The sequence below is a fragment of the Agarivorans sp. QJM3NY_25 genome, assembly GCF_050870875.2.
Lineage (GTDB): Bacteria > Pseudomonadota > Gammaproteobacteria > Enterobacterales > Celerinatantimonadaceae > Agarivorans.
Window position 1 is genome coordinate 4,124,084 of sequence record NZ_CP194041.2, and the last position, 23,274, is coordinate 4,147,357.

25 protein-coding genes and 1 other RNA gene are annotated in these 23,274 nt (G+C 45.6%); 7 read left to right on the forward strand and 19 right to left on the reverse strand.

Annotation, left to right across the window (positions count from 1 at the left end; all coding sequences use genetic code 11):
* Window positions 1–9 precede the first annotated feature (9 nt).
* From mraY to rsmI, 9 genes are all read right to left on the reverse strand, one after another.
* Window positions 10–1,092 carry a phospho-N-acetylmuramoyl-pentapeptide-transferase gene (mraY, locus tag ACRRSW_RS18750; protein ID WP_432456039.1) on the reverse strand — a complete coding sequence of 361 codons (1,083 nt, stop codon included), beginning with the start codon at window positions 1,090–1,092 and terminating at the stop codon, window positions 10–12.
* Window positions 1,086–2,465, reverse strand: a complete 1,380-nt coding sequence (locus ACRRSW_RS18755; protein WP_432456038.1) for a UDP-N-acetylmuramoyl-tripeptide--D-alanyl-D-alanine ligase — start codon at window positions 2,463–2,465, stop codon at window positions 1,086–1,088. The genes mraY and ACRRSW_RS18755 overlap by 7 nt, the downstream gene beginning before the upstream one ends.
* On the reverse strand, window positions 2,462–3,934 hold the full coding sequence (gene murE, locus ACRRSW_RS18760) for a UDP-N-acetylmuramoyl-L-alanyl-D-glutamate--2,6-diaminopimelate ligase (RefSeq protein ID WP_432460139.1): 1,473 nt from the start codon (window positions 3,932–3,934) through the stop codon (window positions 2,462–2,464). The genes ACRRSW_RS18755 and murE overlap by 4 nt, the downstream gene beginning before the upstream one ends.
* Window positions 3,924–5,654 carry a penicillin-binding transpeptidase domain-containing protein gene (locus tag ACRRSW_RS18765; protein ID WP_432456036.1) on the reverse strand — a complete coding sequence of 577 codons (1,731 nt, stop codon included), beginning with the start codon at window positions 5,652–5,654 and terminating at the stop codon, window positions 3,924–3,926. The genes murE and ACRRSW_RS18765 overlap by 11 nt, the downstream gene beginning before the upstream one ends.
* Window positions 5,654–5,971 (reverse strand): cell division protein FtsL, encoded by a 318-nt coding sequence (gene ftsL / locus ACRRSW_RS18770; RefSeq protein ID WP_432456035.1) that lies wholly within the window; start codon window positions 5,969–5,971, stop codon window positions 5,654–5,656. The genes ACRRSW_RS18765 and ftsL overlap by 1 nt, the downstream gene beginning before the upstream one ends.
* The gene (rsmH, locus tag ACRRSW_RS18775; protein ID WP_432456034.1) at window positions 5,971–6,906 is read right to left on the reverse strand and encodes a 16S rRNA (cytosine(1402)-N(4))-methyltransferase RsmH; all 936 of its coding nucleotides are present in this window, start codon (window positions 6,904–6,906) and stop codon (window positions 5,971–5,973) included. Before rsmH ends, ftsL begins: the two co-directional genes overlap by 1 nt.
* Window position 6,907: 1 nt before the next feature.
* Window positions 6,908–7,363, reverse strand: coding sequence for a division/cell wall cluster transcriptional repressor MraZ (gene mraZ / locus ACRRSW_RS18780; RefSeq protein WP_432456139.1), 456 nt, complete (start codon window positions 7,361–7,363; stop codon window positions 6,908–6,910).
* A 341-nt stretch (window positions 7,364–7,704) separates the two neighbouring features.
* Window positions 7,705–8,101, reverse strand: an RNA gene (rnpB, locus tag ACRRSW_RS18785) — RNase P RNA component class A.
* Window positions 8,102–8,153: 52 nt separating this feature from the next.
* Window positions 8,154–8,993: a 16S rRNA (cytidine(1402)-2'-O)-methyltransferase gene (rsmI, locus tag ACRRSW_RS18790; protein ID WP_432456033.1), complete on the reverse strand. Its 840-nt coding sequence runs from the start codon at window positions 8,991–8,993 to the stop codon at window positions 8,154–8,156.
* 140 nt (window positions 8,994–9,133) lie between these two features.
* Here rsmI and ACRRSW_RS18795 point away from each other — a divergent pair, with 140 nt between their 5' ends.
* The 4 genes from ACRRSW_RS18795 to dolP are packed head-to-tail and all read left to right on the forward strand — an operon-like array spanning window position 9,134 to window position 12,493.
* Window positions 9,134–10,984, forward strand: coding sequence for a penicillin-binding protein activator (locus ACRRSW_RS18795; RefSeq protein ID WP_432460140.1), 1,851 nt, complete (start codon window positions 9,134–9,136; stop codon window positions 10,982–10,984).
* A complete protein-coding gene (locus ACRRSW_RS18800) occupies window positions 10,926–11,324 on the forward strand; it encodes a YraN family protein (RefSeq protein WP_432456031.1) in 399 nt (132 codons plus the stop codon). Before ACRRSW_RS18795 ends, ACRRSW_RS18800 begins: the two co-directional genes overlap by 59 nt.
* Window positions 11,325–11,326: 2 nt before the next feature.
* Window positions 11,327–11,917: an SIS domain-containing protein gene (locus tag ACRRSW_RS18805; protein ID WP_432456030.1), complete on the forward strand. Its 591-nt coding sequence runs from the start codon at window positions 11,327–11,329 to the stop codon at window positions 11,915–11,917.
* A gap of 3 nt (window positions 11,918–11,920) precedes the next feature.
* Window positions 11,921–12,493, forward strand: a complete 573-nt coding sequence (dolP, locus tag ACRRSW_RS18810) for a division/outer membrane stress-associated lipid-binding lipoprotein (protein ID WP_432460141.1) — start codon at window positions 11,921–11,923, stop codon at window positions 12,491–12,493.
* A 41-nt stretch (window positions 12,494–12,534) separates the two neighbouring features.
* Here dolP and ACRRSW_RS18815 read toward each other — a convergent pair whose 3' ends face one another.
* From ACRRSW_RS18815 to zapE, 8 genes are all read right to left on the reverse strand, one after another.
* Window positions 12,535–12,945, reverse strand: a complete 411-nt coding sequence (locus tag ACRRSW_RS18815) for a ClpXP protease specificity-enhancing factor (protein WP_432461083.1) — start codon at window positions 12,943–12,945, stop codon at window positions 12,535–12,537.
* An 11-nt stretch (window positions 12,946–12,956) separates the two neighbouring features.
* A complete protein-coding gene (gene sspA, locus ACRRSW_RS18820) occupies window positions 12,957–13,592 on the reverse strand; it encodes a stringent starvation protein SspA (RefSeq protein ID WP_432456028.1) in 636 nt (211 codons plus the stop codon).
* A gap of 85 nt (window positions 13,593–13,677) precedes the next feature.
* On the reverse strand, window positions 13,678–14,412 hold the full coding sequence (locus tag ACRRSW_RS18825; RefSeq protein ID WP_432456137.1) for a cytochrome c1: 735 nt from the start codon (window positions 14,410–14,412) through the stop codon (window positions 13,678–13,680).
* Window positions 14,412–15,623, reverse strand: a complete 1,212-nt coding sequence (locus tag ACRRSW_RS18830; RefSeq protein ID WP_432456027.1) for a cytochrome b — start codon at window positions 15,621–15,623, stop codon at window positions 14,412–14,414. The genes ACRRSW_RS18825 and ACRRSW_RS18830 overlap by 1 nt, the downstream gene beginning before the upstream one ends.
* A 1-nt stretch (window position 15,624) precedes the next feature.
* Window positions 15,625–16,215 carry a ubiquinol-cytochrome c reductase iron-sulfur subunit gene (gene petA, locus ACRRSW_RS18835; protein ID WP_432456026.1) on the reverse strand — a complete coding sequence of 197 codons (591 nt, stop codon included), beginning with the start codon at window positions 16,213–16,215 and terminating at the stop codon, window positions 15,625–15,627.
* A gap of 241 nt (window positions 16,216–16,456) precedes the next feature.
* Window positions 16,457–16,849, reverse strand: coding sequence for a 30S ribosomal protein S9 (rpsI, locus tag ACRRSW_RS18840; RefSeq protein WP_432456025.1), 393 nt, complete (start codon window positions 16,847–16,849; stop codon window positions 16,457–16,459).
* 17 nt (window positions 16,850–16,866) lie between these two features.
* Complete coding sequence (gene rplM, locus ACRRSW_RS18845; RefSeq protein WP_432456024.1) at window positions 16,867–17,295, reverse strand: 50S ribosomal protein L13; 429 nt, start codon at window positions 17,293–17,295, stop codon at window positions 16,867–16,869.
* Window positions 17,296–17,486: 191 nt separating this feature from the next.
* Window positions 17,487–18,602 (reverse strand): cell division protein ZapE, encoded by a 1,116-nt coding sequence (gene zapE, locus ACRRSW_RS18850; protein WP_432456023.1) that lies wholly within the window; start codon window positions 18,600–18,602, stop codon window positions 17,487–17,489.
* 107 nt (window positions 18,603–18,709) lie between these two features.
* Between zapE and ACRRSW_RS18855 the strand changes: the two genes are divergently transcribed.
* From ACRRSW_RS18855 to degS, 3 genes are all read left to right on the forward strand, one after another.
* Entirely contained in the window at window positions 18,710–19,117 is a 408-nt protein-coding gene (locus ACRRSW_RS18855) for a YhcB family protein (RefSeq protein ID WP_432460142.1), read from the forward strand.
* Window positions 19,118–19,193: 76 nt separating this feature from the next.
* Window positions 19,194–20,561 (forward strand): Do family serine endopeptidase, encoded by a 1,368-nt coding sequence (locus ACRRSW_RS18860; protein WP_432456021.1) that lies wholly within the window; start codon window positions 19,194–19,196, stop codon window positions 20,559–20,561.
* Between the two features lie 99 nt (window positions 20,562–20,660).
* Complete coding sequence (gene degS, locus ACRRSW_RS18865) at window positions 20,661–21,755, forward strand: outer membrane-stress sensor serine endopeptidase DegS (protein WP_432456020.1); 1,095 nt, start codon at window positions 20,661–20,663, stop codon at window positions 21,753–21,755.
* Here degS and murA read toward each other — a convergent pair.
* The gene (murA, locus tag ACRRSW_RS18870) at window positions 21,739–23,004 is read right to left on the reverse strand and encodes a UDP-N-acetylglucosamine 1-carboxyvinyltransferase (protein ID WP_432456019.1); all 1,266 of its coding nucleotides are present in this window, start codon (window positions 23,002–23,004) and stop codon (window positions 21,739–21,741) included. The genes degS and murA overlap by 17 nt on opposite strands.
* A gap of 11 nt (window positions 23,005–23,015) precedes the next feature.
* On the reverse strand, window positions 23,016–23,270 hold the full coding sequence (locus tag ACRRSW_RS18875) for a BolA family protein (protein WP_432456018.1): 255 nt from the start codon (window positions 23,268–23,270) through the stop codon (window positions 23,016–23,018).
* Window positions 23,271–23,274: the final 4 nt, after the last annotated feature.

A 23,274-nucleotide genomic window follows, 5' to 3' on the forward strand; every position in this document is an offset into this window, starting at 1 on the left:
TCCTATCTGTTATCTTACTTTTAAAGTCGCAAGACCAATCAACACTAAAATCAATGAAATAATCCAAAAACGCACAATCACTCGAGGCTCAGGCCAGCCTTTCAACTCATAATGATGGTGAATTGGAGCCATACGGAAAATCCGCTGACCACGCAGCTTATAAGAGCCAACCTGTAAGATCACCGAAACCGTTTCCATTACGAACACGCCCCCCATAATCACCAACAGCAACTCTTGGCGCACCAGCACCGCAACCGTACCTAAGGCTGCCCCTAAGGCAAGCGAGCCAACATCGCCCATGAATACTTGGGCTGGATAGGTATTAAACCAAAGAAAGGCTAAACCAGCCCCGACCATCGCGGTACACACCACCACCAATTCACTGGCGGCAGGAATATAAGGAATGAACAAATAACTTGAGAAATTAACATGTCCGGTAAGATAAGCGATTAAGGCAAAGGCCGAGGCCACCATCACACTGGGCATAATTGCCAAGCCATCTAAACCATCGGTTAAGTTAACGGCATTACTGCTACCAACTATGACGAGGTAAGTCAGGGGAATAAATAACCAGCCAAGCTGTGGCATCACATTTTTGATAAATGGCAACACCAACTGGGTATGCGCTGCTGAATCTGCGCTCCAAAATAGGTAAAGCGCCACCACTAAAGCAACCACCGATTGCCAAAAATACTTCCAGCGCGCGATTAGGCCAGCTGGATCTTTGCGGATCACTTTGCGATAGTCGTCGATAAAACCAATGGCGCCGTAACTGCCAAACACAAACAGCATCACCCACACGTAAGGATTGTCTAAACGAGCCCACAACAGGGTCGATAAAAATACCGAAGCGATGATCAGAACGCCGCCCATGGTCGGTGTCCCAGATTTACTTAAATGAGATTCAGGACCGTCGTTACGTACCGTTTGTCCAATCTGCAAACGTTGTAAACTACGGATAAGCTTCGGTCCCATCCACAGGCCAAACACTAAGGCAGTTAAGATACTCACAATCGCCCTAAAGGTTAAATAACCAAATAGCGAAAATCCGCTGTAATATTGCTGCAGATATTCAGCTAACCAAACTAACATTCGAAACCCTTCTTATAATATTGTTGTAAGTGCTGGACCACCGTTTCCATTTTGCTTGAACGAGAACCTTTCACCAATATCAAACAAGCCTGATTAGGCGCCTGATTCAAGTCCTCAATCAGCTGCGAAATTAAATGCTCGTGGGAGTCAAAAACCAGCTCTGAACGTCCTAAATCGGCCAGCGCCGACTGAAAAGACGCGCCATAAGAATACAAGCTAATGTTTCTGTCAAGTGCTTGCGCAATTAAGTCTTTGTGCGCCAGTTCCGTTTGCTCGCCCATTTCTCCCATGGCGCCAGCGATAAGCAAGCGCTTACCCTCAAAACTGGCTAAAATATCGACAGCCGCCTTAAATGAAGCGGGATTGGCGTTATAACTATCATCAATCAACTGAAGCTGTGGACTAAGCGTCTGCACATTCACCCGCCCAGGGACTTCCTCCAAGTCGGCCAAGCCTAATTTCACCTCGCTTAAACTCGCCCCCATCGCGATAGCCAAAGCAGACGCAGCCACCGCATTCTTCACATTATGTTGACCCGCAAGGTTTATCTGCACTTGCACTCGACCTTGGGGTGTATTGAGGGTGAACCGACTTCCCGAGAGACCCAATGAGTGGATCTCACTGGCGTAAAAATCAGCATTCGGCTGATCCAAAGAAAATAGTTGAACCTTGGCTGGGCTGGCCGCATCCATCAGCGGCTGCTGATAATCAGCGCCAGCTTCACAGATCGCCACTTGGCCCTTCGCCAAACCAACAAACAACTCTGATTTAGCGCGTAATACCCCCGTTTGATCGCCAAAACCTTCAATATGCGCGGCTGACACATTATTGATCAGTGCTGCCCGCGGTTTCACCAAGGCCACGGTATAGGCAATTTCACCCATATGATTCGCGCCCAGTTCAAGCACGCCCACTTGATGTTGTTCGGTGGCTCGCAATAACGACAGGGGAACACCGATGTCATTGTTAAAATTACCTTGAGTAGCTAACACCGATTTAGCCTGCGCTAAAATCTTTGTCGTCATTTCCTTCACGGTAGTTTTGCCATTACTGCCAGTGATTGCGCAACAAGGCAAGCTCAATTTTTCACGTAAATAACTCGCGAGCAAACCTAGGGCTATTCGGCAGTCAGCGACCACTAATTGCGGTACATCGAGCGGCAGAAGCCGTTCCACAACCAAAGCAATAGCACCTTGTTCGACGGCTTTCCCAGCGAAGTCATGGGCGTCGAAACGTTCACCGCTTAAGGCGACAAACAGACTTTGTGGCATCGGCTTACGAGAATCAGTATCAACCCTCAGTATGGTCTGATCATCACCGATTAGTTTAGTTTGCAAGGGCTTGAGCAGCTCAGACAGCTTCAATGGGATCATTGTGCTCTCCCGACTAAGCTTTGTACGACCGCCCGCTCGTCATAATCGAGAACTTGCGCAGCAATAATTTGATAACTCTCATGGCCTTTTCCTGCCACCAAGATGATGTCTTGTGAACCACTTTGCTGAATGGCCTGTTGAATCGCGACGGTCCGTTGATGTTCAACCGCGACTCGCTCAGGATGACAAAAGCCCGCCATGATATCTTCAACAATCGCCACCGCATCTTCGTAACGAGGATTGTCATCCGTCACGATGACTTGGTCAGCTTTTTGCTCGGCAACCGCCGCCATTAAAGGCCGCTTGCCTTTATCACGGTCGCCGCCACAACCAAAGATACACCACAACTTCCCGCGACAATGTAAACGTAAGGCCGTCAAGGCTTTATCTAATGCATCCGGAGTATGCGCATAATCCACCACTACCGAAGATTTTCCGACAAACAACTCCATCCGACCCGGTACTGCATTTAAACAAGGAAGTAAATCCATTAGTTTTGCTAAATCGACCCCAAAGTGGTGAAGACAAGCAATCGCACTGAGCAAGTTCTCGGCATTGAACCGCCCCAATAGGGGACTGTGTAACGCAACCCGTTCATGGCTTGCCTCGGGACTTAGCAAGTAACCACGAACACCGCGTTCACTAAAGTGTAAATCAGCGATCTGCCATTGTGCTCTGCTATCTTCTAAGGACAAAGCTTGGGCATCAGGGTAATGCTGCAGTAATTGCTTTCCGAAACCATCGTCAGCATTAATCAGACGACACTGCAAACTTGGCCAGTCAAACAAGGCCTGCTTAGCACGGCCATATTCAGCCATACTGCCATGATAATCGAGGTGGTCGCGACTGAGATTGGTAAAAATAGCGACCGAGAAAGGAACACTTGCAACCCGTTGTTGTACCAAACCATGGGAAGATATTTCCATCGCCACTAATTGATAGCCCTGTTGCTGCATCTCACTCAACTGACGTTGAATCGTAATCGCATCAGCGGTGGTATTATGGCTCTGCTCGAGCTGACCAGGCTTACCATTTCCCAAGGTCCCCATCACTGCAGCTTTAATACCGCTTAAATTGGCCAGATTAGCAATCAGATGAGTGACAGTACTCTTACCATTGGTTCCAGTCACTCCGACCAGATTTAAGTGATTCCCCTCAGGAAAGTATCTGGCAGAGGCTAACTGAGAGAGTTGCTGACTTAAACGCCAGAAGGCAATACAGGGGATCTCTCCACGCCATTCAATTTGACCATGCTGTTGTTCAGTATCAGCTTCAACGATCACAGCTACGGCACCCGCAATAATGGCTGCATCGATGTAATCACGACCATCGACCTGATGACCATGAATAGCCACAAATACATCGCCAGAACGAAGCTCACGACTATTCAAGGATAAGTGCTCAAAGCTCAGCTTAGGCGCCTGAGTCACGGCAAATTTTGCGAGTAGTGCTGATAAATCAGGTTTCACTATCAACGCCCCCACTCAACTTCACAATACGACCGTCATCGTCATCTGGCGCGACATTTAAATATTGCAATCCAGCCTGCATCACTTTAGAAAATACTGGTGCCGCAACCACGCCACCGTAATAGCTGTCCGTTTTGGGCTCATTCACAAACACCACGACCGCAAGCTTAGGGTGACTCGCAGGCGCGACTCCAGCAAAGATCGCCACATAATCATCACCATAGCCACCACGAATCGCTTTACGGCTAGTTCCGGTTTTACCGGCGATACGAAATCCAGGCACAGCAGCTTTAAGCCCTGTGCCACCTTCATGGACCACAGACTCCATCATCTGTAACACCGCTTTGGCAGTGGATTCTTTAAAAACCCGTTCACCCGGCGCCGCTTTTTGTAACTTAATAATCGATGCGGGGCGAAATATGCCACCAGCGCCAATCGTGGCATAGGCTTGTGCCAATTGGAGCGGCGTGACCATTAAACCGTAACCAAAGGACAAGGTTGCCAATTCAAAATCAGACCAGCGTCGACGTTGTGGCATCAATCCAGCCGATTCCCCCACCAAGCCTAAGCCTGCACCATTGCCAAAACCGACGCGATAAAATGTATCCAGCAAACCCTCAACACCAACTTTTAGTGCCAACTGGCTGGTTCCAACATTACTCGACTTTTGAATCACTTTAGTAAGACTGATTTCACCATAATTATGAGAATCACGGACTCGACGGCCACCAATGCGCATCCACCCGGGATTGGTATTGATCATACTATTGGTTTTAACATGACCAGCTTCCAATGCTGCAAGTACCGATAAGGGTTTGACCGTCGAACCTGGTTCATAACTGTCGGAGATCGCGCGATTACGATAGCGATAACTTTGAAATTCATTGCGATTGTTCGGATTAAATGAAGGACTATTGACCATTGCCAAGACTTCACCGGTGTCGATATCTAATACCACAACGCTCCCCGAAGTCGCTCGGGTATCAGCCACTGCTTTCTTCAACTCACGATATGCTAGGGCTTGAATACGCTGGTCAATGCTCAAGGCAATATCTTGCGCTTGCTTGGCTTGATGGATAACCGCAAGATCTTCAACCACACGACCCAGTCGATCTTTTCGAACTTGGCGCTTACCCGGTTCACCGGTAAGCCAGTCGTCGTAACTTCCCTCAATCCCTTCCAGACCATGGTCATCAATATTAGTAAAACCAACCAAGTGAGCACTCACTTCGCCAGTAGGGTAGAACCTTCTTGATTCAGGTTTGAGATAAACACCTTTGATTTTGAGTTTATCAACATAATTCGCTACTGCGGAACTTACCTGTCGCTGTAAATATACAAAACGCCGATGCGGATCGCTGACACGGCTCTGTAAACTAGCGACATCGGTCTCTAACACCTTGGCTAAGGCGGCCCAAGCTTCACCATCTGCGAAGCTATTTTGCTCAACCACATGCTTCGGATCCGCCCAAATAGCACGAACAGGTACACTTACCGCAAGTTCGTTACCAAAACGATCGGTAATCACACCTCGTTCCGCATAACCGGTTTTGGTACGAATAGAACGTAAATCCCCTTCGTAGATCAGTTTATCCGGTGCGATCACCTGAATATAAGCGGCACGACTTACTAGGGCAGTAAATACCAAACAAACCACGACCATCACTAGCACAAAGCGCCAATGGATGAACAGTCCTTGTTTATTTGCCTTATTGCTCATTACTTACTAATTACCACTTGTTCTTCTAACTTGGGTCGATGCATCGCCAAACGCTTTCGAGCGATACTCTCTATACGGCTATGTTCTGCAAGTGTATTTTGTTCAATGAGTAGGTGCCGCCACTCCACATTGATTGCATCGCGATTCATCATTAAACGTTCTCTTTGCTCAACAAACATCCGCGTATGATGGGTTGTCCAAACCACTGCAAAAGCAGAGATCACTACCAGTATCAGTAGCCCTAGCTGCTGCTTATGACGCCAAAAATCTTTCAGTATCGCCCGTAACAGATTGGGCTGGCGGTTAACTTCGCTCATTACAAGCGACGAGCTATCCGCAATACCGAGCTACGCGAGCGCGGATTAACTTCAATTTCGGCAGCACTCGGTTTAATCGCTCGCCCAACACTTTTTAAATAACGACCGCTGGCTAACTGTTGTTCAGTTAACGGAAATCCTCGCGGGAATTGCTCACCCTTCTCTTGTTTTCGAATAAAACGTTTGACCATCCGATCTTCTAAAGAATGGAAGCTAATCACAGCCAGACGACCATCGGTGGCTAAGCAGTTCATTGCACCTAATAAGGCCTTTTCGATTTCATCAAGTTCACTATTGATATAAATACGAATCGCCTGAAAACTGCGGGTCGCAGGATGTTTATGTTTATCTTTAACCGGACAAGCTAAATCGATAATTTTGGCGAGCTGCAGGGTACTGGTTAGCGGTTCCAATTGACGCGCGTTAACAATGCCGTGTGCGATCCGCTTGCCAAATTTTTCTTCACCAAAGGTTTTAATCACCCAGGTAATGTCTTCTTCCGCAGCATGGGTGAGCCACTCTCCAGCCGTTTGGCCTCGCGATGTATCCATCCGCATATCCAAGGGACCATCACGTAAAAAGCTGAAACCTCGCTCTGCATCGTCGAGTTGTGGCGACGACACCCCTAAATCCAGCAATACACCATCAATCTTTTTAGCTAAACCTAACTCGCTAATATATTGCTCGATGCCAGAAAAGGGACCATGAACAATCTGAAAACGCGGATCATCGGCAAATTGTTTCGCTGCTTCAATCGCTCGAGGATCTCTATCGATAGCGATCAAACGCCCCTGCGGCCCAAGCGCCTTTAAGATCTCACGGCTATGGCCTCCTCGACCAAAAGTACCATCGACGTAAATACCATCTTTTTTGATGGCTAAACCATCAATACACTCTTGCAAAAGTACCGAGGTATGGGCAAATTCATTACTCATATTAAAGTGAAAAATCTTTTAGGTTATCGGTTAACATATCAACATCCTCATCTAAGGCGATATCGGCAGCAATCTGTTGCTGCCATTGCTCTTCAGACCACAGCTCAAACTTATTGAGTTGGCCGACCAGCATAATTTTTTTCTGCAAACTCGCATGTTGGCGTAGTGGAGGGGGGATCAACAAACGGCCATTTTTATCCATCTCACAATCATCCGCATAACCTAACAACAAGCGCTGTAAGCGACGCTCAGCTGGATTCATACTTGATAATTTCTTCAACTTCCGCTCAATCTCTTCCCACTCGGCCAGTGGATAAAGTAATAAACAGCGATGATTGATATCAATGGTGCACACCAACTGCCCTTGGCACTCTTCAATCAACCACTCACGATAACGCGTGGGCATTGTCATTCGCCCCTTCGCATCGAGATTGATTGAACTTGCGCCGCGTAACATCCGGTGTTGACTCCCCTCACATGCTAATATCAGATTTAAAGGGGTAATAGATCCACTATGATCCACTTTATCCCACAATTCACTAAGTTTAAGGACGAGTCTCCCCCTTTGCAAGCGACCATGAGCAAGAAAATGAACAAAATTCCACCAAGGATTCAAAGACCTCAGCTAAAGGGCTGATATACAAAGCAACCGGGCCTACAAATGAGTAAAAATAAATCGTTTTATTTAGTAAAAAGTTATCAAGACTAGAATCACAAGGGTCAATGTCGGAGGGGATAGCGAGCATTTACTTATCAAAAATTAAAAAAGCCCCGTTTTAGCAACGGGGCTTTTAAAGAAGTAGGAGTTGGCCGATAAGCCGGGTTTTGTCGTGAACAATCATTCGTCTAGGCCGTTAATCGCTTAACGGCTCAAGCAGCCTACCCGCCCCCAACGCGGGTCGCGCCTTAAGGGGGCCTATTTGGCCTTGCTCCGGGTGGAGTTTACCTCGCCACAAACTGTTACCAGTTGTGCGGTGCGCTCTTACCGCACCCTTTCAGCCTTACCTGTATCAACCCTTTCCGAAGAAAGAGTCGCCATCGGCGGTCTTCTCTCTGCTGCACTTGTCGTAGGCTTGCGCCTCCCAGGCGTTACCTGGCACCCTACCCTATAGAGCCCGGACTTTCCTCCCCTTCGCCCGTTTGCCACTCCCGAAAGAGTACACAACGACGAAGCAGCGATTGTCTAGCCAACTCCGGTGGCGGACTATAGCAAACTCCTGCACTTAAGAATAGCGCTTTCTCCGCCCTTACTTCGAGTGATTTAGGCCATGTTCGTAAAGCGCATTTTTCTTTAAACCATAAATTTTAGCAGTGAGAGCGGCGGCTTTTTTTAAAGGGAGTTCTTGTTGTAACAAACTCAAGGTATCTAGCGCTTCCACAGGCAAGCCCTGAGTGGATTTGTCAAAACCGGCCACGATCAAGACCATCTCACCTTTTTGCTGATTTGGATCGGCCTGTACCCATGCCAGTAATTCAGCAGCAGCTAAAGATTTCACCGTCTCAAAGGTTTTCGTCAGCTCACGCGCCATCACGACTTGGCGCTCCTCACCCAAACATTGAACAATATCTTTTAAGCTTTCGACAATACGATGTGGCGACTCATAAAAAACCACGGTACGAACCTCTTGACGTAACTCAGCCAATCGAGCTTGACGCGCATTACTTTTCGCCGGCAAAAATCCTTCATACAAAAAACGGTCGGTGGGTAAACCGGCGACAGATAAAGCTGCAATTGCAGCGCAAGCTCCAGGCAACGGCACCACCGTGTAGCCTTTGGCACGAAACGCTGCCACCAGGTGATAACCCGGATCGTTAATCAGTGGTGTGCCTGCATCCGAAACAAGCGCAATGTCTTGCCCTTCCAACAAACATTTCTCCAACCAAGCGATTTTTTGTTGCTCGTTATGATCATGTACTGCCACACAACGAGTACCAATTTCGTAGTGAGCCAACAGACGACCTGTATTACGAGTATCTTCTGCAGCAATCATCGACACGCTCTTGAGTACGTCTAATGCACGCAAAGTAATATCGGCTAAATTGCCAATTGGAGTTGCAACAATATATAAAGTTCCAATTGCGGACATAGGGAGTGCCTCTCGTTAATTCGGCCCCTACTTTAATGAAAAGACGGGCTAGCCTCAATCTTTCAACACCGCGATTGTGGATTATTTGTCGCGAGCCTCTTACTATATGCACTATTGAAACGATACTGGTGGTATAGACTTTGAAAACGAACCTGATTTCAGCACTACGTTATGTCAGTTTAACGGTGGTGCTTTTATTAGCGGCTTGTAGTACTGGCCCAACAAAACAACCGATTACAGCTATACCTCTACCGTCCTTAGCTTCAACTTTAGAGCACAATGCTCAATTTTATTTAGACCAGGCGGCTATCGCAGAGTTACAGCATACTTATGATTGGGAATTACTCGCAGCGAAGGCTTACTACCAGCAGGGCTTATACCAAGCTGGTGATGCGATTGTTTCATCGTTAAAGGCTCAAACCAACAGCCCACAACGTATCGCTGCGCTTCGCTTAGTTCAAGGCTACGCTCTGCAGCGTCAAGGCCACTATTCCCAAGCCTTAGAATTATTAGACTTTGACCCGATATGGGATTTGCCTCGTGATTACTGGCAAAGCTATTACCAAACGCGTGGTGATATCTTTAAACAACAAAACAACCCATTAGCCGCTGCAGGCGCTTATATAGAACTGGACCGTTATTTACCAGAAGCGCTGCGCGCCACAAATCATCAAGTGATTTGGCAACAACTCAAACCACTCACCGCATTTACCCTTCGTAGCTTCCAACAGGTCTCTAGTGACTTAAAAAATGGCTGGTTAGAGATTGTGGCTATCAGCAATGAGCCTAAACCATCCCCTGCGGCTCTAATTGCCGCATTGCAGCAGTGGAAACGTGACTATCCTAATCATCCTGCTCTCGATTATATTGATGGAGATCTAGCAAAAGCTTTAAGCATTGAACCCTATTCACCGAAGAAAATTGCGGTGCTCCTCCCCTTGTCTGGAAAATATAAAAATAACGGTTTAGCGCTAAAAGATGGCTTGATTTCGGCTTACTTAGACCAACAGCAAAATAACGCAAGCGATACCCAACTGATATTTTTTGATACGCAAACACAAGCCATGGCAAATTTATATGCACAATTGGAAGAACAGCAAATCAACTTTATCCTCGGTCCGCTGCTTAAATCTCAATTAACCAATCTACTTACGCTACAACCAACTATTCCGCTGCTGGGCTTAAATGATGTGCTCAGTAGTAACACCGAACAACGCTTTTTCTTTCCTTTGTCTCCCGAAACAGAAGCCAAACAGGCTGCACAATTCATGGCTCAGCGAGAAGAAACGAACCCTTTGTTATTAGTCCCTCAAAATAACTTAGGAGAGCGTATGGCAGAAGCATTTAGCCAGCAATGGCAAATGCTTTCTTCCGCGCCTGTTGATGTGGTGTATTACGCCAATCGTAGCCAATTACAGGCGGCCGTAACCAAATTATTGCATACCGACCAAAGCCAACAGCGCATCAATCAATTTAAACAAATAATTGGTCAAAACCTGAAAACCGAACTGCGCTCGCGCAGCGATGCACAAGCCTTATATTTAGTTGGCGATAATACCGAGACTAAACTCATCAAAGCCTTTATTGATGTAACGGTGAGTCCCTTTGCTATGAGCCCACGCTTATATGCAAGCTCTCGCAGCTATAACAAAAATGACCAGACCAGCGAGAACGAACTTGATGGTATGCTAATCAGTGAAATGCCTTGGGCGCTAGATCTACAATCGGTTAACGCAATTCGTTACCAACAGCTTTGGCCCAGTTCAACAGATACTCAAAAACGGCTTTACGCTTTGGGTTATGATGCCTTCAACCTAATTGGTCAATTAGCCCAAATGCGCGGCTATTCCGACTATCAATTTCAGGGACTTACTGGCAACTTAAGTGTTGATCCAAAAGGTCTCGTTGCTCGACAGCTGATCTGGACTCAATATGAAAATGGCAAACTGGTTCCCTTGGACATCCAAGCAAAACCAAAATCCCTTGAATAGTGGGCAACAAGCAGAACAGCAAGCAGCTCGTTACCTAACACAACAAGGTTTAAAGCTGATTGAAAAAAATTATCACTGCCGCCGCGGCGAGATAGATTTAATTTGTAAACAAAACGATATTTGGGTATTTGTCGAAGTAAAGTATCGTAGTGCGAATACTTTTGGAGGGGCGGTCGCGGCCGTTGACCAACATAAGATCCGCCGAATTATACTAAGTGCTCAATACTACTTACAGCAACAAAATTTAAACCAATTTGATACAGCCATGCGTTTCGATGTGATCGCCATACAAGCACAAGCTCCCTATCTAGAATGGTTCCAAAACGCATTTGGGGAATAAACATGCAAGAACGTATTAAAGAGATATTCCGAGAGAGTATTCAAACCAAAATCGCTGCTGCCGAAGCGCTACCAGACGCCATCGAAAAAGCAACCATTATCATTGCTCACGCCCTGCTAAATGGGAATAAATTATTAATTGCTGGCAATGGTTCGGCGGCTGCCTTAGCCCAGCAATTTGCCGCAAGTTTAGTAAACCGTTTTGACACCGAACGCCCAAGCCTCCCAGCCTTAGCCCTCAACACCGATAATTCCTTATTATCAGCAATCGCCAATGATTATTCGTTTGACGAAGTATTTGCCAAACAAATTCGCGCCTTAGGACAACAAGGTGATGTACTGGTTGCTATTTCTGATTCTGGTAACTGTCGTAATGTAATTAAAGCAATGGAAGCTGCGGTGAACCGCGACATGAGCATTATCGCTCTCACCGGAAAAGATGGCGGCGAAATGGCCGGATTACTGAGCGAGCAAGATGTTGAAGTTAGAGTCCCAGCAGAGCAAAGCATAAGAATAAACGAGGTACACCTGCTGGCCTTAAATAGTTTATGTGACTTAATCGACCGAACCTTATTCCCCCAACAAGAGGATTAGAGAATGTTGCGAATTATCACCATTGTAGTACTAGCAGGCCTATTACAGGCCTGTGCTGGAGCAGTCGTTGTAGGGGCCAGCGTCGCCGCTGGTGCGGCGACCGACCGACGAACCATCGGCACCCAAATCGATGACCAAACCATTGAATTACAAACCCTCAGCGCACTGGGTAAATCAGAAAAAATATGGCAAGAAAGTAAACTTTCGATCGTCTCTTTAAGTGGCCGAGTTTTGATTGTTGGACAGACTCCGAGTCAAGAAAATTACAACCAAATAACTCAAATCGTTCGTGCCACAGAAGGTGTTCAAGAGGTATTGAACGAAGTTCGAATCAAAGATCCTGTGTCGTTAAGCACTCGCAGCAATGACGCTTGGATCACCACTAAAATCAAGCTAAAAATCTATGGTGATAATGAATTAGCACCGGGAAAAATAAAAGTAATTACCGAAGATAGCGAAGTGTTTTTGATTGGATTTGTCACCGAACAAGAACAGAGTTTAGCAATTAATATTGCCCGTAATGAAGCCGGTGTGAGCAAGGTAGTGAAATTATTTGAACTGGTGATAGACGATTAAATAATCGCTAAGCAATAAAAAAGCGCCAATAGGCGCTTTTTTTATTTTACGATGGTTAAGCTTGGCTTTTTAGGTGCGTCGTCAGTCCTTTTTTCAGGCGACTCAGCCTGTTCAGCAGATTCGACTTGCTCCGCCTCATAAGCGGCTTCCGGCTCAAATACCATGCCGGCACCATTTTCACGCGCATAAACCGCAACCACTGCCGACATAGGTACATAAATTTGAAATGGTTTACCGCCAAAGCGGGCATTAAATCCCACATGGTGCAGGTCCATATCAAATGCTACGACTGCCGAAGGTGCAATATTTAACACGATTTGACCATCGTTCACAAACTGAGTAGGGACTGTCACATTCGCCTGTGTCGCGTCCACAACCAAGTGTGGCGTAAGCTCATTGTCTAACAACCAATCAAAAAACGCCCGTAACAAATACGGTCGATTTGGCGTCATTTCAATATTCATTAGCCAAGAAACCCATCGCGTATTTCACGTTCGGAATCAGTCAATGAAGCTTGGAAAGATTCACGATCAAATACCCGGATCATATACGATTTGATTTCTTTCGCACCGATACCTTGTAGTTCAATACCTAAAGTCGGCAAACGCCACAATAAAGGTGCTAAATAACAATCTACGAGGCTAAACTCTTCGCTCATGAAATAAGGCATCTCAGCAAACACCGGAGCGATAGTTAATAGACTTTCAGTTAATTGTTTACGTGCAGCATCCGCATTTTGATCTTTCTCAATTTGCGCCACTAGGCTGTACCAATCATTCTTGATGCGATGCATCATCAAACGACTAGAACCACGAGATACGGGGTAAACAGGCATTAATGGTGGATGAGGAAAGCGCTCGTCCAGATACTCCATGATGATCTGTGATTGGTATAAAACTAATTCACGATCAACCAAAGTAGGAACTGAGCTGTACGGATTCAGATCAATTAAATCTTCCGGCAAGTTATCCGGGTCAACTTGATTAATCTCTACGCTGACGCCTTTTTCGGCTAAAACGATGCGTACCTGATGACTATATAAGTCGTTAGCACCAGAGTATAGCGTCATTACCGAACGCTTATTGGCAGCTACAGCCATTGAACCCTCCAAAAACCATAAAAAAAAATACACAAACGGCAACAGCATAACTGCTGTTGCCGATCACTGAACACTCGCTTACGACTTAATGTATGTCGCGCCAGTATTCTCTCTTCAATAAATAACTAACGATGAAGAAGATAAATAAGAAACCCAACACCCAATAACCCAAGCGCTTACGTTCAAGTTGAATAGGCTCAGCAGAATAAACTAAAAAGTTAACTAAGTCTAAAACCGCTTGATCATATTCATCATTACTCATCTCGCCGCTACCATCAGATTCGATGCCAACATAGACGTGATGTTCTTCACCATCGATCATTTTCTGCTCATAGACCGCGCTAGGCACCCCTTGCAGCTCTTGCAAAACATGCGGCATGCCGACACTTGGGAAAACTATATTGTTCACCCCAAATGGGCGGCTCTCATCAACATAAAACGAACGTAAATAAGTATAGATCCAATCTGCACCTCTGACTCGAGCAACTAACGTTAAGTCAGGTGGCGCAGCGCCAAACCATTTGGCAGCATCTTTCTCTGGAATAGCATTTTCCATTAATTGGCCCGGTTTTACCCCGGTGAAAATCAAGTTTTCTTGCATTAAATTAATAGGAATACCCAAATCTTCGGCCACTCGATTATATCGTTGGTACTGAGTACTGTGACAGCCGAAACAATAATTCATGAACAATTTGGCGCCATTTTGTAATGAGGCTTTATCGCTTAAATCATAATTGGCTTCATCTAAGTGTTCATTGCCGCCAGATGCAAATGCTAAACTAGGAACAAGTAACACGAATGCTAAAAAAAAGTTCTTCATCATTTGGTCACCCTGTCTGGAAGTGGCTTGGTTTTTTCGTTTTTACTGTAAATCCACAGCAGTAAAAAGTAAGCAAAATAACCAAATGAAGTGACTTGCGCCAATACCGTTAAAGCGGGTGTCGATGGCAAAGCCCCCAGAACGCCCAGAATCACAAAACAAATAATAAACTGAGCAATATTCAATTTATGCAAGGTACTGCGATAACGTATCGATTTCACTTTACAGCGATCTAACCACGGCAACACAAACAGGATCACAATGGATGCCCCCATCAAGCCAACTCCCGCCAACTTGTTCGGCACCGCCCGTAAAATTGCATAAAACGGGGTAAAATACCAAACGGGTGCGATATGAGGCGGCGTTTTCAACGGGTTAGCGGCTTCAAAGTTTGGCGCTTCCAAGAAATAACCTCCGCCATCGGGGAAGAAAAACATCACCCAACAGAAGAAAAATAAGAAACCAACAATGGCGGCTAAATCTTTAACCGTAAAATAAGGATGGAAAGGAATACCATCTTTCGGCCAACCATTCTCATCTTTGTTCGCTTTGATCTCGATACCATCGGGATTATTAGAGCCAACTTCGTGTAAGGCGACAATATGCAAGAACACCAACATCACCAATACTAATGGTAAGGCAATCACATGTAAGGCAAAGAAGCGATTGAGCGTGGCCCCAGAGATTACATAGTCACCTCGGATCCACAGGGTCAAATCGTCGCCAATCACCGGAATTGCGCCAAACAGTGAAATAATCACCTGCGCGCCCCAATAGGACATTTGTCCCCAAGGCAGTAAATAACCCATAAATGCTTCGGCCATCAACACTAAGAAAATTAACATGCCAAACAGCCATATTAATTCACGAGGTTTTTGATAGGAGCCGTAAATCAAACCACGATACATGTGCAGATAAATCACCACAAAGAAAGCCGAAGCCCCGGTGGAGTGCATGTAACGTAATAACCAGCCGTAATCGACATCACGCATGATGTATTCGACCGATGCAAATGCCCCATCACCCGATGGGTTATAGTTCATAGTTAACCATATCCCAGTAAGAATTTGGTTAACTAACACCACCATGGCAATGAAGCCAAAAATATACCAAAAATTAAAGTTTTTCGGTGTTGGATACTGACCTACGTGCTTATTGTAGGTTTTCGTCAACGGGATCCTTTCGTCGATCCAAGCGATAAGTGCTTTCATCTTATGCTTCTCCCTGGTCCAAACCAACTAAAACGGTTGTCTCATCAATGTAATAATGAGGAGGAATAACCAAATTTAGGGGGGCAGGTACGCCTTGAAATACACGTCCAGCCATATCAAATTTAGAGCCATGACAAGGACAGAAGAACCCGTATTCCACGCCTTCTACTTGTTCGGCGAAACTGCCCGGCAAGTAGGTAGGAGAACAACCTAAATGAGTACAAATCCCGACACTAATAAACAACTCGGGCTTAATAGAACGGTACTCGTTGGTGGCATAATCGGGTTGCTGAGGTTCCTCTGATTGAGGATCCCGTAACTTATCACCAATAGTGCTTAAATTATCCAAAACAGCTTGAGGGCGTTTCACCACCCAAACAGGTTTTCCGCGCCATTCAACACGAAGTAACTGTCCTGGTTCTATTTTACTAATATCCACTTCCACTGGTGCACCTGCTGCTTTAGCTTTAGCACTAGGGTTCCATGAACTGATAAAAGGTACTGCGGCAAACGTTGCACCTACACCACCGACAACAGCTGTTGTCCAGGTGAGGAAACGACGTCGGCCAGCGTCGACTGGAGCGTTGCTCATCCAATGTCTCTCCGGTAAGGATCCGCGCAATTATTGTAATTTTCCTTGCGGCTTACTGCACAAGGTAGCGTTTTTCTGCTACTGGTTGCATTTACGTAGTACTACATTATTGCAGATAAATGCGAACAAAATAGTAATAAAAAACACACAAATTGACAAGGGAAATCAAAGATTTTAACGTTTCAGAATGAAGAAAAGCCCGGCATAGCCGAGCTTTTTGTAACATATCGTGTGATAGCAATTAACGTTTAGAGAATTGCGGACGACGACGTGCTTTACGTAGACCCACTTTCTTACGTTCAACTTTACGAGCATCGCGAGTAACGAAGCCAGCTTTACGTAATTCAGGACGTAGACTTTCGTCATATTCCATAAGTGCACGAGTGATACCGTGACGGATAGCACCAGCTTGACCTGTAGTACCACCACCTTTAACAGTGATGAGCAAGTCAATTTTCTCTGACAATTCAGTCAACTCTAGTGGTTGACGAACAACCATACGAGCTGTTTCACGGCCAAAGTAAACTTCTAAAGTGCGGTCGTTTACTGTGATTTTACCACTACCTGCTTTCATAAATACGCGAGCAGTAGAGCTTTTGCGACGGCCAGTGCCGTAGTATTGATTCTCAGCCATTATTAAAATTCCGTAACTTAAATGTCTAATACTTGTGGTTGCTGAGCCGCATGAGTGTGCTCAGGTCCAGCGAATACTTTCAGTTTACGGAACATTGCACGGCCTAGAGGACCTTTTGGCAACATACCTTTCACTGCAGACTGGATAACACGCTCAGGTGCTTTCTCAATCAACTTTTCAAAGCTAATTGATTTCAAACCACCAGGGTAACCAGTGTGCGAGTGGTAAATTTTACCTTTCGCTTTGTTGCCTGTTACGGCTACTTTCTCTGCATTAACAACGATGATGTAATCACCAGTATCAACGTGAGGAGTATATTCAGCTTTATGCTTACCGCGTAGGCGAGAAGCGATTTCAGTTGCGATACGACCCAGAGTTTTACCATCTGCATCAACAACATACCAGTCGCGTTTTACGCTTTCTGGTTTGGCTACAAAAGTTTTCATTTGTATATATAACCCAAAATAACTGTTACACACGTGTTTGTGAAACCACAAACGTGAAAATAGCCACTCATTATATCCCTTCGAATACGGAGTAAGCTGGACTGTTAGTATCACCAAATCGGTGACATGTAACGTGGGGTTGCAAGATTATAGGGGAAGTACAAAAAAAAACCACCCCTAATCGACTTTATTTACGGTAAATGTTCTCTCTCAAGATATTCGTGGGATTGCATTTCTTGTAAGCGAGATAAGCAGCGTTCAAACTCGAAACTTAAGCGTCCCCCCTGATACAGTTTTGACATTTCGACTTCGGCAGAAATAATCAAGGCCACATGACGCTCATAAAACTCATCAACCAGGGCAATAAAACGGCGTGCTGCATCATCATTTTTAGCGTTCATCGAAACCACCCCAGACAACAACACGGTATGATAAAGCTTAGCCAATTCAATATAGTCAAGTTGACTACGAGCCCCTTCACATAGCTCAGCAAATTCCAGATGTATGACGCTGTCGGCTTCGTTGACAAAACCAATCATCCGCTGATTAATTTCAATCTCGCCTAAATGTTGCCTCGGCTCATTGGACAATTGCATAAAGTAATGAGCCAAATTTTGCTCCGCCGCCTCACCTAAAGGGTAGTGATATATCTCTGCTTCGGTAAGCGTACGCATTCGATAATCATGACCGCCATCCACATTAATAACCTGACAATGCTCTTGAATCAGAGTTATCGTTGGGAGAAAGCGCTGACGTTGTAATCCATTTCGATAGAGCTCTTCTGGTGGGATATTAGAGGTTGCGATCAAGGTAACCCCTTGCGCAAACAAGGCCTCAAATAAAGTTCCCAATAACATTGCATCGGTAATATCTGATACAAAAAACTCATCAAAGCAGATCACTTCCGCCTCTGCTCGGATCCCGGCAGCAACCGCTAACAGCGGATCTCGATGGCCAGCAAGTTGCTTTAAGTCTTGATGAATTCGTTGCATAAAACGATGAAAATGCACCCGCATTTTGTTTTCAACAGGCAGACAGTTAAAAAAGGTATCCATTAAATAGGTCTTACCTCTACCAACGCCGCCCCACATATATAAACCCTTGACCCTTGGCTTATTTAGCTTTGGAGGGCTCACAAAACGCTTTTTAAATTTGCCAAATAATGATGGCGACTCGATTTCAAGCTGAGTATTATCAGTTAATTGCTGAAAAATCTGCTGAAGTTGAGCAACTGCATAGGCTTGCGCCTTGTCATGGATAAAATCACTGCGCTGTAAATCTTGTTGGTATTGAAGCTGTGGTGTCATCCTTTCCCTATTCCTAAAACCCACTAAAATTAGAGCAGAATTGATAGTACCATGTGAAAGCATTCTCAAGTATATTGAAAGTTCATCAAGATCAACAAAGGAATAATATGAGCGCAATTAGCAGTATAATTTTTCTTCTTATTGGTGTCGCTATTGGCTTCTTCCTTAGTCGTGTCGCGTCTAAGCCTGTTGTTAACGATGCCAAAATGAAACAAGAATTCGAGAACAATAAAGCCGAATTAGACAGCTATAAGGAACAAGTTCAGCAACATTTTTCTGCCAGTGCCCAGTTATTAGAAGACATGGCCAAGCAATATCAAGGCATGTATGAGCATATGGCGAGTCAATCGAAAGCTTTAATCGGTGATGAAGTCGCTCAACCGCAATTATTTGCCGACTATCAGCAAAAGTTAGAATTAGATGACACGGTGGCGACAGAAACAGAAGCACAACCTAAAGACTACTCTAACGAACCATCAGGTTTATTTACCGAAGCGCAACGTAAAGCGGGCTAATTCGTTGAACTTTATTAGCTAAGCTAGATCTAACAGATCCAGCTTAGCTTAATATATTTGTCTATCGAGGGTATTTATGCACTATCGCACCAAGAAATTCGCTATCTTGTGCTTATCATTAGTTTTTGGATTTAATACACTACCAGCGCAAGCCGCGTTACCCATGGCCGTTGGTGAACAAGAGCTCCCCAGCCTAGCGCCAGTCTTAGAGCAAGTGACCCCAGCAGTAGTCAGCATTTCGGTCGCAGGGACCAAAGTCTCGCAACAACAACTTCCAGAATTATTTAAATATTTCTTTGGTCCAGGAGAAGCCCCAAGCAGTGCAGAACAAAAGCAGCCTTTTCAAGGCCTCGGTTCTGGGGTGGTGCTTAACGCCAGCAAAGGTTATGTGATCACCAACTATCATGTGATCCATCAGGCCGACGAGATTGTCGTCAGCTTAAAAGATGGCCGCAGCTTCGATGCCAAAGTATTAGGCAGTGACCGCCAAACCGATATCGCACTACTGCAAATTGAAGCTGATAACTTAACCGATATGAAACTCGCCGATTCTGATGAATTGCGGGTCGGTGATTTTACCATTGCCATTGGTAATCCCTTCGGCTTAGGACAAACGGCCACCTCAGGTATTGTGAGTGCTTTAGGTCGCAGCGGTTTAAATATTGAGCATTTAGAAAACTTTATTCAAACCGATGCTGCAATTAATAGCGGCAACTCTGGCGGAGCTCTCATCAACTTACGTGGTGAACTGATCGGTATTAACACCGCCATCATCGCCCCCAGTGGCGGCAATATTGGGATAGGATTTGCCATTCCCAGTAACATGGTGAGCAACCTTAGCGCTCAGATCATTGAATTCGGAGAAGTACGCCGTGGGATATTAGGCGTGACAGGTGGTGAGCTTAACAGTGATTTAGCAAAAGCCTTTGGTACCGACTCCAAGCATGGCGCCTTTGTGAATCAAGTCATGCACGGTTCAGCAGCCGACAAAGCTGGTGTGAAGGCTGGCGATATTATTATCGCGGTTGATGGTAAAAAAGTGAAAAGTTTCGCTGAATTACGCGCCAAAATTGGCACCATGGGCGCAGGGAAAAGTATCCTGATTGGTGCGATTCGGGATGGTAAACCGATTGACTTCAAAGTCACTTTGCAACAGGCCGAAGAGCAAAATATAAATGCTAAAATTATGCACCCAGCCTTAGATGGTGCAAGTCTTAGCTCTACCGACAAAAACGCACCAATGGCCGGTGTACTGGTCAACAAAGTAGAACGAAATTCGCGGGCTTTCGCCAATGGTTTTGAGCAAGGTGATATCATTATCGGTATCAACAAAACTCGCATTTCCAGTATCGCTGATTTACGCGAATTACTCGAGAGCGAGCCAAGAATCTTGGCGATAAATATCCAGCGCGGTGAAGAAAACCTCTATCGGATCATTCAGTAAGCCTGCTCCACGCAATCAACAAAGGCGACATATTGCTCGCCTTTTCTTTTGTCTGCACAAGTCGCGTGCTATGCTGGGTTGGTCGCTGGAGAAGAACAATTGTTAGCTATAATCAAGTATTTACTCAAACCCGCTATTTTTGGTTTAGCCATGGCTATCGGCATTCTATTTGCTTTCCCTGAATTTAGGGAAAATAGTAAACAGCTGTTAAATGACTATACCGAAACCCCACTCGGTAGTTACGCCCTCGCTTCGAGACGAGCTGCCCCCGCAGTCGTTAACATTTACACCCGTAGCTTTCTACAATCTTACGTGAAGGCCGATACTCAATTGGAATCTCAAGGCTTAGGCTCTGGGGTGATTATGTCTAGTCAAGGTTTCGTACTGACTAATCTCCATGTCATCGCAAATTCCGATCAAATTGTCATCGCTTTACAGGATGGACGCATTTTTAATGCTGAATTAGTCGGAGGTGATGTTGTGACTGACTTAGCGGTGTTAAAAATCGATAACTCTTCTGACTTACCCGTCATCCCACAAGATGATCAACTAACCACTCAAGTCGGCGATATCGTTCTCGCCATCGGCAATCCCTATAATGTAGGTCAAACGATCACTCAAGGGATCATTAGTGCGGCTGGACGCAGCGGCATGAGCTCTACCGGTCGACAAGACTTTTTACAAACCGATGCCGCAATTAACCGTGGAAACTCTGGGGGTGCATTAGTCAATACCCGTGGCGAACTGGTGGGGATTAATACCTCTGCTTACCACCTAAACGATGCTACAGATACCTATGGGATTAGCTTCGCTATTCCTTATTTGCTGGCTAAAAAGATCATGCAGAGTCTGATTAAAGATGGCACTATCGTGCGTGGCTATCTGGGTTTAGACGGACAAAAAATCACCCCACTTCTCGCTTCTCGCTTAAAATTACACGATACCCAAGGGGTCATTGTAAGCGGTGTAGATCCTGTGGGGCCAGCCAGTAAAGCAGGCATCCAAGCCAACGATATTCTAGTCAATATTGCCGGCCAAGAGATTGTCTCAATCAAACAGGCGATGGATATTGTTGCCGAAACCCGACCGGGTAGCGAAATTCGAATACGCCTATATAGAAACGGGGAACAACTAGAGCTCCCCGTGACCGTAACCGAATTAAAATTACCAACCCGGCCTAAGAACGTTCATTAAACCGCGTAATATTGGCTCCTAGCCGCGCAAACTTAGTTTCGATGTCTTGATAGCCCCGGTCGATATGATAAATCCTATCGACCACGCTCTCACCTTCTGCAACTAAGGCTGCTATCACCAAGCTCGCAGAAGCACGTAAATCGGTAGCCATCACCTGTGCACCACTGAGTTGCTCGGTGTGCTTACAAATCGCCGTATTACCCTCCAGCTCTATTTCGGCCCCCATGCGCGTCAATTCAGGCACATGCATAAAACGATTTTCAAAAATCGTCTCGGTGACATGACCAGTTCCCTGAGCGAGAATATTCAATACTGTAAACTGGGCTTGCATATCAGTAGGGAAGGCCGGGTGAGGTGCTGTTTTCACATTCACAGCTTTAAGCTCGCAGCCTTGCATATCCACTTCAATCCAGTCCGAACCACTGCTAAGCTTAGCGCCAGCTTCCGCTAACTTCGCCAATACCGCATCCATTAATGCGGGATCGGTATTGGTACAACGGACTTTTCCACCCGTCACTGCAGCGGCCACCAAGTAGGTCCCCGTTTCAATCCGATCGGGGAGTACACTGTACTCACCGCCATGCAACTGCTCCACACCTTGAATCACAATGGTATCACTTCCGGCACCTTGAATATCCGCCCCAAGAGTGTTTAAAAAGTTAGCCAAATCAACCACTTCAGGTTCGCGGGCTGCATTCTCAATAATCGTTTGACCCTCAGCGAGAGCCGCCGCCATCATCAAGTTCTCGGTGCCTGTAACACTCACCATATCCATAAAGATCCGCGCGCCTTGTAATCGGCCAGAAACTCGCGCTTTTACATAACCATCTTCCACATTCATATCGGCTTGCATCAACTCTAAGCCATGAATATGCAGATTTACCGGACGAGCTCCAATTGCACAACCACCAGGCAAGGATACATCGGCCTCACCATAGCGAGCGACTAAAGGGCCAAGCGCCATGATTGAAGCACGCATAGTTTTGACCAACTCATAAGGCGCAACAAAGTCGTTGGCTTTACCCGCCTTCACTGTGACAGTTTCACCATCGACCAGCACTTCACGGCCCAAATGCTGTAACATCTTACAGGTGGTGCCAATATCTCTTAACTGAGGCACATTGTGTAACACCACTTGCTCTTCACATAACAAGGTAGCAAACAAGATCGGTAGCGCGGCATTTTTTGCCCCAGAAATAACAACTTCGCCTTGTAAACGACAGCCGCCTTGTATTCTAAATTTATCCACTTCAACTCCTACTACAGTTGGCCAAATTTTTGTTGTTTTTGCCATTCATCAGGAGTGAAAGCCTTAATCCCCAAAGCGTGAATTTCGTTACTCGCAATGTAGTCTTTCAATGGTGCATATATCGCTTGTTGCTTTTTAACCCGCGATAATTCCTGAAACATGGTACCCACGGCAATCACCTGAAAGTGATTGCCTTCTCCAGTTACCTGCACATGTTCCAGTTCAAGCGTTTGCATTAATATCTGTTCAATTTGTTCGGCTTGCATAATG

What these genes read in the sequence shown, in the direction of transcription:
- ACRRSW_RS18805 (WP_432456030.1), top strand. Translation starts at nt 11,327, where the DNA reads ATGCAAGAACGTATTAAAGAGATATTCCGAGAGAGTATTCAAACCAAA.
- ACRRSW_RS18860 (WP_432456021.1), top strand. Translation starts at nt 19,194, where the DNA reads ATGCACTATCGCACCAAGAAATTCGCTATCTTGTGCTTATCATTAGTT.
- ACRRSW_RS18830 (WP_432456027.1), bottom strand. Translation starts at nt 15,623, where the DNA reads ATGAAAGCACTTATCGCTTGGATCGACGAAAGGATCCCGTTGACGAAA.
- ACRRSW_RS18875 (WP_432456018.1), bottom strand. Translation starts at nt 23,270, where the DNA reads ATGCAAGCCGAACAAATTGAACAGATATTAATGCAAACGCTTGAACTG.
- ACRRSW_RS18825 (WP_432456137.1), bottom strand. Translation starts at nt 14,412, where the DNA reads ATGAAGAACTTTTTTTTAGCATTCGTGTTACTTGTTCCTAGTTTAGCA.
- rsmH (WP_432456034.1), bottom strand. Translation starts at nt 6,906, where the DNA reads ATGAGTAATGAATTTGCCCATACCTCGGTACTTTTGCAAGAGTGTATT.
- rpsI (WP_432456025.1), bottom strand. Translation starts at nt 16,849, where the DNA reads ATGGCTGAGAATCAATACTACGGCACTGGCCGTCGCAAAAGCTCTACT.
- ACRRSW_RS18800 (WP_432456031.1), top strand. Translation starts at nt 10,926, where the DNA reads ATGAAAATGGCAAACTGGTTCCCTTGGACATCCAAGCAAAACCAAAAT.
- ACRRSW_RS18755 (WP_432456038.1), bottom strand. Translation starts at nt 2,465, where the DNA reads ATGATCCCATTGAAGCTGTCTGAGCTGCTCAAGCCCTTGCAAACTAAA.
- petA (WP_432456026.1), bottom strand. Translation starts at nt 16,215, where the DNA reads ATGAGCAACGCTCCAGTCGACGCTGGCCGACGTCGTTTCCTCACCTGG.
- ACRRSW_RS18765 (WP_432456036.1), bottom strand. Translation starts at nt 5,654, where the DNA reads ATGAGCAATAAGGCAAATAAACAAGGACTGTTCATCCATTGGCGCTTT.
- sspA (WP_432456028.1), bottom strand. Translation starts at nt 13,592, where the DNA reads ATGGCTGTAGCTGCCAATAAGCGTTCGGTAATGACGCTATACTCTGGT.
- ftsL (WP_432456035.1), bottom strand. Translation starts at nt 5,971, where the DNA reads ATGAGCGAAGTTAACCGCCAGCCCAATCTGTTACGGGCGATACTGAAA.
- dolP (WP_432460141.1), top strand. Translation starts at nt 11,921, where the DNA reads ATGTTGCGAATTATCACCATTGTAGTACTAGCAGGCCTATTACAGGCC.
- rplM (WP_432456024.1), bottom strand. Translation starts at nt 17,295, where the DNA reads ATGAAAACTTTTGTAGCCAAACCAGAAAGCGTAAAACGCGACTGGTAT.
- zapE (WP_432456023.1), bottom strand. Translation starts at nt 18,602, where the DNA reads ATGACACCACAGCTTCAATACCAACAAGATTTACAGCGCAGTGATTTT.
- ACRRSW_RS18815 (WP_432461083.1), bottom strand. Translation starts at nt 12,945, where the DNA reads ATGACGCCAAATCGACCGTATTTGTTACGGGCGTTTTTTGATTGGTTG.
- mraZ (WP_432456139.1), bottom strand. Translation starts at nt 7,363, where the DNA reads ATGTTACGCGGCGCAAGTTCAATCAATCTCGATGCGAAGGGGCGAATG.
- ACRRSW_RS18855 (WP_432460142.1), top strand. Translation starts at nt 18,710, where the DNA reads ATGAGCGCAATTAGCAGTATAATTTTTCTTCTTATTGGTGTCGCTATT.
- rsmI (WP_432456033.1), bottom strand. Translation starts at nt 8,993, where the DNA reads ATGTCCGCAATTGGAACTTTATATATTGTTGCAACTCCAATTGGCAAT.
- mraY (WP_432456039.1), bottom strand. Translation starts at nt 1,092, where the DNA reads ATGTTAGTTTGGTTAGCTGAATATCTGCAGCAATATTACAGCGGATTT.